The sequence below is a fragment of the Kamptonema sp. UHCC 0994 genome, from assembly GCF_029167235.1.
GTDB lineage: Bacteria > Cyanobacteriota > Cyanobacteriia > Cyanobacteriales > Microcoleaceae > Kamptonema.
Genome location: NZ_JARFTR010000028.1, coordinates 1 through 6,709 on the forward strand (window position 1 = coordinate 1; position 6,709 = coordinate 6,709).

General features: G+C 41.5%; 6 protein-coding genes. 1 reads left to right on the forward strand and 5 read right to left on the reverse strand.

Annotation, left to right across the window (positions count from 1 at the left end; genetic code table 11):
- Positions 1-41 precede the first annotated feature (41 nt).
- From egtD to egtC, 3 genes are read right to left on the reverse strand one after another with little or no spacing between them, the layout of a single operon-like run.
- Positions 42-1,175, reverse strand: coding sequence for an L-histidine N(alpha)-methyltransferase (gene egtD / locus PY364_RS02680; protein ID WP_275520297.1), 1,134 nt, complete (start codon positions 1,173-1,175; stop codon positions 42-44).
- 20 nt (positions 1,176-1,195) lie between these two features.
- Complete coding sequence (locus PY364_RS02685) at positions 1,196-2,452, reverse strand: SUMF1/EgtB/PvdO family nonheme iron enzyme (protein WP_275520299.1); 1,257 nt, start codon at positions 2,450-2,452, stop codon at positions 1,196-1,198.
- Entirely contained in the window at positions 2,424-3,233 is an 810-nt protein-coding gene (egtC, locus tag PY364_RS02690) for an ergothioneine biosynthesis protein EgtC (RefSeq protein ID WP_275520301.1), read from the reverse strand. The genes PY364_RS02685 and egtC overlap by 29 nt, the downstream gene beginning before the upstream one ends.
- Positions 3,234-3,401: 168 nt before the next feature.
- Here egtC and galT point away from each other — a divergent pair, with 168 nt between their 5' ends.
- Complete coding sequence (gene galT / locus PY364_RS02695) at positions 3,402-4,406, forward strand: galactose-1-phosphate uridylyltransferase (protein WP_275520303.1); 1,005 nt, start codon at positions 3,402-3,404, stop codon at positions 4,404-4,406.
- 131 nt (positions 4,407-4,537) lie between these two features.
- Here the strand turns inward: galT and PY364_RS02700 are convergent, their stop codons facing one another.
- Both PY364_RS02700 and PY364_RS02705 read right to left on the reverse strand, forming a co-directional pair.
- Complete coding sequence (locus PY364_RS02700) at positions 4,538-5,176, reverse strand: LysE/ArgO family amino acid transporter (RefSeq protein WP_275520305.1); 639 nt, start codon at positions 5,174-5,176, stop codon at positions 4,538-4,540.
- A gap of 228 nt (positions 5,177-5,404) precedes the next feature.
- Complete coding sequence (locus PY364_RS02705) at positions 5,405-6,385, reverse strand: adenylate/guanylate cyclase domain-containing protein (protein ID WP_275520308.1); 981 nt, start codon at positions 6,383-6,385, stop codon at positions 5,405-5,407.
- Positions 6,386-6,709: the final 324 nt, after the last annotated feature.

Here is a 6,709-nt window from a genome sequence, read left to right on the forward strand (position 1 = left end):
CGCCCAGAGGGCGGCGTTACGTTAGAACTGAAACCACTATATTATTCCAATTTTGATTGCAACTGCGACAACATTAAACCAAAGCGATTATTTTTATCAGTCCAAACTTGCAGCGGGACTAAACATCGACTGGATAATTCTTCCTGAATTATCTTGAGGTCAAACTTCCGTGAAATTTCACTTCTGATAGTTTCCCCCTTCTCAAATTCAACGGTTAAATTTAGACCCCGCAATTCGATGGTTTGCGATCGCTTACTCTGCAAGTGCATCTCAATTTGATGAAATTCTTCATTATAAAAAGCCCAATGCTGAAACTGCGTCAAATCAAAATTGCCTTCAAACAGACGGTTAAGATGTTGTAGCATATTCAAGTTAAACGCCGCTGTTACCCCTTGACTATCATTATATGCCGGCTCTAAAATATCTTTAGATTTGTGGAGGTCAACGCCTAACAAAAAATACTCTCCCACCCGCATTGCACTAACAATTTGAGAAAAGAAAATATTGCATTCTTCAGGATTTAGATTACCTAGGGTACTGCCTAAAAAACAAATCATTCGAGTTGGCAAAGGTGATGGCGTTAGCTTCGCTAAAGCTAAATCGTAAGTGCTGACAATTCCATGAACCTCAAGGGAAGGATAATCCGTCAAAAGTTGATAAGCACTGCTTTCTAAAATAGTTTCACTAATGTCTATTGGTAAATAGCGCAATGGGTATTCTAATTTGGAATAAGCATCGAGCAAAATCCGGGTTTTAGTGGAACTACCGCTGCCTAATTCTACAATTTCAGCAGGGCCAGTTAAAAGTGCAATCGCGCTAGCATATTCTTGTAAAATATCTGTTTCAGTCCTCGTTAAGTAATACTCCGGCAATTCGCAAATCAACTCGAATAGTTTCGATCCGCGATCGTCGTAAAAATAGCGAGGAGGCAGAGATTTAGGTTGCTGAATCAAGCCATTAATTACATCACTCCCAGCTATTTCTGAGGGTATGGATGGCGTAACCAATTGCTCTAAATACAGCCGATTATCGGAACTATTAGCTAATCTTTTGGTCTCGGAAAGTCTTGAAGATGAAGATTTCATAATATCTATTGCAAAAATGCTAAGTTTGTGATTTTCAACTGCCGATCGAAGCAGATGAATGCAAATATTATTATAAACATCTGCGTTCATCTGTGCATCTACAATTAAAACTATTTAGCGCAGCGAAAACCTGCTATAATCTGTCGCACTCCGGGATGATACCAGTTGCGAAAACTAGAACGCAAAGCCCAGGGGCGAGTTGCCCAACTACCTCCTTTTAAAACGCGGTGTTCCCCATCAAAATAAGTTTGAGAATACCCCTGATAAGGGTAGCTTTCAAATCCCTCATAAGCATGAAACCATGAGGCTGTCCACTCCCAAACATTGCCTAACATATCCCAACAGCCATAAGCATTTTTCCCCTCCGGATAGGTATCTACAGGTGTGGTTTTTCCTACACTATTATCATGGTTACAATGATAGATTTTTAGTTCTTCTTCTCCCCAAGGGTAGATGTTTTTAGTATGTGTTTCTGAACTCCAACTGGCGGCTTTTTCCCATTCGGCTTCTGTGGGTAGCCGCTTACCAATAAATTGACAATAAGCTTCTGCTTCATACCAGCTAACACCGGAAACTGGATGATTGTCAAAAATTGGGTTGTTTGACCAATAAAGGGGCTGGTTTACGGGGTTATTTTGCAGCCATTTCCAGCCAGCTTTTGACCAATATTGGGGATTTTGATAGCCGCCTATATCTATAAATTTTCGGTATTGATTGCAGGTGACAGGGTAGGTATCGATGCAGTAGGTTTCTAAGTAATGCGGGTGGCGCGATCTCTCATTATCTAAAGCATCAATGCCATCATTTCCCATCTCAAATTTGCCTCTAGAAATTTCAATCATGGATGAATCAGAAGAGTGTAAATTATTGGCGGTTGGTAATATATTAATACCTGCTTCTTTTTCACCTATTGTTTTTTCTTTTCGTTGCATCTGCAAGATAAAAGCAATTATTTCGCAATGCTGACTTTCATGCTGAATTATAAATTGCCATAGGCGTTCTTGCTCTTCTATTGGCGCTTTTATTAAGTAATCAAGTACATTTTTTCTAACGGTTTCTAAGTAACAGCATACCTCTGCAAATGTTGGCAAATAAACTCGTTCTTTTTTAGGCAAACTATCAGCAGCAAACAGTTGACGATACTTGGGAAATACAGGTGATATCCCTGCACAACGCTGCAATAACCACATTTCTTCGGTATAAGCAATGTGGCCGAGATGCCAGCCGGCGGGACTGAACTCTGGATGGGCTTGGCGGCAAAAAGTATCCCAATCTATGCCATCAAATAATTTTAAAGTACCGATGCGACATCGATGCAAGGCAAGTGCGATCGCTTCTCTACGAAATTCTACAGATGTTGATATCAAAGTCTTTTCCTACACTAATAATACTTTGTGCTGGACAGGAGTGCCAATTTCCAGTAAATAAAGGTTCAGAAGCAATGATGACAGCTTCGGGGAAAGTTGGATCTTCTCGTAGCCAATAGAGGGAGGGAGGCGTATTTCCAATGGCAAAGCGAGAAGCTACTAGCTGGTAGCCATCACTGATAATGATATTAGCCGAAAATTCTACTCCTTGTTTGCTTAAGGGAAATGTGGGTGAATTTGCCATTTCTGCTAAAATATTTAATGTCTTGTACAGAGCATCTTCTATGCTTAAACTTTCGTTTTCTCTCAATTCGTTAAATAAGGCAAATATATGCTCTGAATCTGTTGTGCCGTGAATAGATTGGTAGACTCGATCGCTAAGTAGGTTACGAATTGGTCTGTAAAGTGTTTGCCGAAAGTGTTTAATTGCGCCATTATGGACGAATAGGAGGCGATCGCGCACAAACGGCTGGCAGTTACTCAAATCTAAGGCTTGACCCGCAGTGGCGCTGCGGACGTAAGCTAGTATGGAGTTTGATTCAACGTAACGACTAAGGCTGGAAATATTGACTTCATTCCAGATTGGGACTGTACTCTTGTAAGTAAATGGATCGGTTTCCCGCTGTGGGTGATGCCAACCTACGCCAAAACCGTCGGCGTTGAGTAAACCTGATGTCATCTCACGGGGTTGATAACTTTGAATAATCAGTGAATGCTCCGGTTTACACAGGATGCGATCGAGTAAAATAGATTGGCCGAGGTAGCCGAGTAAGCGGCACATGATCAAATTTTGGTTAGGAATACAAATCACATTTTAAACTATAGCGTTTCTCAATCTTAATGGCTAATCGCTAATGGCTAATCGCTAATGGCTAGTCGCTAATGGCTAATCGCTACTTCAGGGTAATACCGAATCAATTAAAGCTGTGATAAAATGGAAGGTTAAAGGATGTCTGAACTCAGACAAAATATAATTACTAGAGATTGGGTAATTATCGCAACGGAAAGGGCAAGAAGACCAGACCAATTTGCACTACCAATAAGAAACTTAAAACCCTTGTCCGCACATCAAAATGATTGCCCATTTTGTGTAGGAAATGAGGAAGATGGAATCTTTGAAGCCTTCCGCTTGTCAGATAAAAACGGGTGGAGAGTGCGGGCAATTGTGAATAAGTTTCCCGCTTTGTCTCCTACCCAAGCACGAGTTAGGATATCAGAGGGAATTCACCGCACTATGTCGGGAATGGGATATCACGAAGTGATAGTCGAACATCCTCGCCACGACTTGACGACAGCTTTATTAGATGTTGAAGATATCGCGAATATTCTTTTAGTTTACCGACAACGATATTTACAAATTAGAAAAGATACCCGCATTGAGACAATTATCATCTTTAAAAATCACGGAGAAAGTGCAGGCACTTCTCTTGAACATCCCCACTCGCAAATAGCAGCTACACCAGTTGTCCCTTACCAATTTCGCACTCGTATTGACGAAGCAATTAGATATTTTGACGATACGGGAGAATGCCTCTTTTGTCAAACTTTACAAGATGAATTAACTGCGAAAGAAAGAATAATTGTTGAAAGCGAATATTTTGTTGCTTTTATTCCCTATGCTGCACTTTCGCCTTTTCACACTTGGATTTTCCCCCGTCGTCATTCCTCTTCCTTTGATGATATCACCGATCGGGAAATTGGCGACCTTGCCTCTACTATGAAAATTATACTTGCTAAGCTTTATCATGGATTAAATAATCCTGATTATAATTATACTATCCGCTCTGTACCAACAGGGGAACTGGGGACAAAATATTTTCATTGGTATATCGCTATTGTTCCCAGAGTTTCCAGGCAAGCCGGGTTTGAGTTAGGCAGTGGAATGTATATCAATACTGCATTACCAGAAGAGAGCGCAAGTTTCCTGCGCTCGGTAGAAATACCCTTTAATTAGGAATTATATCCTTATCAGCTATCGCTGAAGGAAGAAGGAAGAAGGAAGAAGGGAACCTGGTTTAGACCTAGATATCTAGTTGAAAATCAGGGATTTTTATAAGGAACCTGGTTTCTCTGCGTAAGTCCTGTTTAAAATGAATTGTTAACCGCAGAAAGGGCTAGTGAAAAAGCTATAGAACACATAATACAGCCAATAATACTGTCAAGAATTCGCCAGGTAAATGGACGTTGGAAAAATGGCGCTAGCCAAGCAGCACCGTATGCAAGCGAGAAAAACCAGGTAAGAGAGGCAAGACTTGCGCCAACTGCAAAAAAAATCCGTTGATTCGCCGTGTATCGAGTCACAAAACTACCCACAAGTACCACAGTGTCAAGATAAACGTGGGGATTTAAGAGGCTGAGTGCCAGAGTTGTCAGAATATTACTACGAAGACTTGTTGACTGGATATCCAGTTCATTTATATCTATTGCTCCTGGAGTCCAAGCTGATTTAAATGAATGTAAGCCATAAAATAAAAGAAATACCACAGCAGCCCATAAAGCTATCTTAGATAGCCCTGGAATCTTCAAACTTAGCGTCCCAAACCCTATAGTACCGATAGCAATTAGAGTAGCGTCACATAGAAAACAGATACTTGCAGTTGCAAACAGATGTTGGCGCTTGAGGCCTTGACGCAAAACGTAGGCGTTTTGGGCACCAATGGCGACAATTAGTCCAGCAAACAAGGTAAATCCTTTAAGTAATACAATTAGCGAAGACTCAAGCACTTTATATAATCTCCTTTAAGTAGTCAGACATAAATAAACGCTATAAAATTCACAGGTAGGCGCGATCCCTACGTTTAATTATGTCCGACTACTTAGCACAAGTCCTGAAATTATTAGCAATTTTCAGTTGCATGAGAACAGGCTAATGGCTAATGGCTAATTGCTAATGGCTAATGGCTAATTGCTAATCCCTTCTTCCCCTAGCCCCTAGCCCCTAGCCCCTAGCCCCTAGCTATTGCTTTTCGTTTTCAGAAAACTATTTAACTCAGCAAAAGTACCGCCATAAGTAATTGTAGGATGTTCGTAACCTTTCAAATCAACGGCATACTGCTTGAAAACGTTGCTTCCCCCCAACTCAGAAAGGTATTTGTAAGTTGTCTCTCCTAGAGCAATATCCTTACCAATTTGCTTCGTGCAAGATTCTAGGCGAAAAGCTGCATTTACAGTATCTCCGAGAGCTGTATAATCTGAGCGATCGCTACTACCAGCATTTCCCACCATCGCATAACCCGTGTTAATTCCAGCTCCCACTCGTAAGGGAAAGGGTAAGGGATAACGACTGCTAAGTTCATCTGTTGCCTTATGAAGTTGACTTAGAGCTTGACAAATTCGCAGCATTTCATCCTGACTAACGCCGTTAGCCTTGTGAAACCAGACAGCCATAATGGCATCGCCAATGTATTTATCTACCCAACTACCGTGCTCGCGGATAATTTGTCCCGCTTGGCGGAACCAACTACCGATCACTTCTGAGAGAATCGTTTCATCCAGTTGCCTAGTCAAAACCGTAAAGTCTCGGATATCCATTACCATCACCGAGATTAGACTGCGAACCGTCAAAGTCGCAGTAAAATCTTCAGAATCAGCCTCAATTAATGGGCCAGCAAGGCGATTAGTAGGAGGACAGTTAAACTCAAGTTCAGTTTGACCAAAGACTAAGCGATCGCTATTCTTCAAAGTTACAGGAATACTCACCCGCCGCCCGTTGACAAAGGAGCCATTACGACTACCCAGATCGATCAGGTAAAACTCTCCTGTTTCCATCCGTTGTAACATCGCGTGGCTGCGGGAAATCCACCGATCGCTTAACACGAAATTATTATCATCGCTCCGCCCAATAGTCCAGCAATTGCTACCAACCAGAGGCAGATAGCGATTGCCTGCATCAGTGCGAAGTACCAAATGAGGAGTGGGTTGTAACGTCACCACAGGCTCTAAAAAATGCCTCAATAGCTGTTCAGATGCGCTAATTTACACCATATAATTTCCGCGACTCTCGCATCGGGTTGATGAACCCCCCTCTAATTTTAGCTGGCTAACCTGCTCGGAGATAACTCATAGCAGTTGTTTACACGATTCTAGAGGATATCTCTAGATTCTGGGTGTCAGCCGATTGTATATTTTAGATTAACCGCTTATAAAAACCTATGCAAATCTACTATCGCTAATAGAGGAGCAAAAGCCTAAGTCTACGGTGTAACTTAACCAAAGGTAAGTAATATTGCATTACTGCTTGCTTTTATAAGCTTGTCC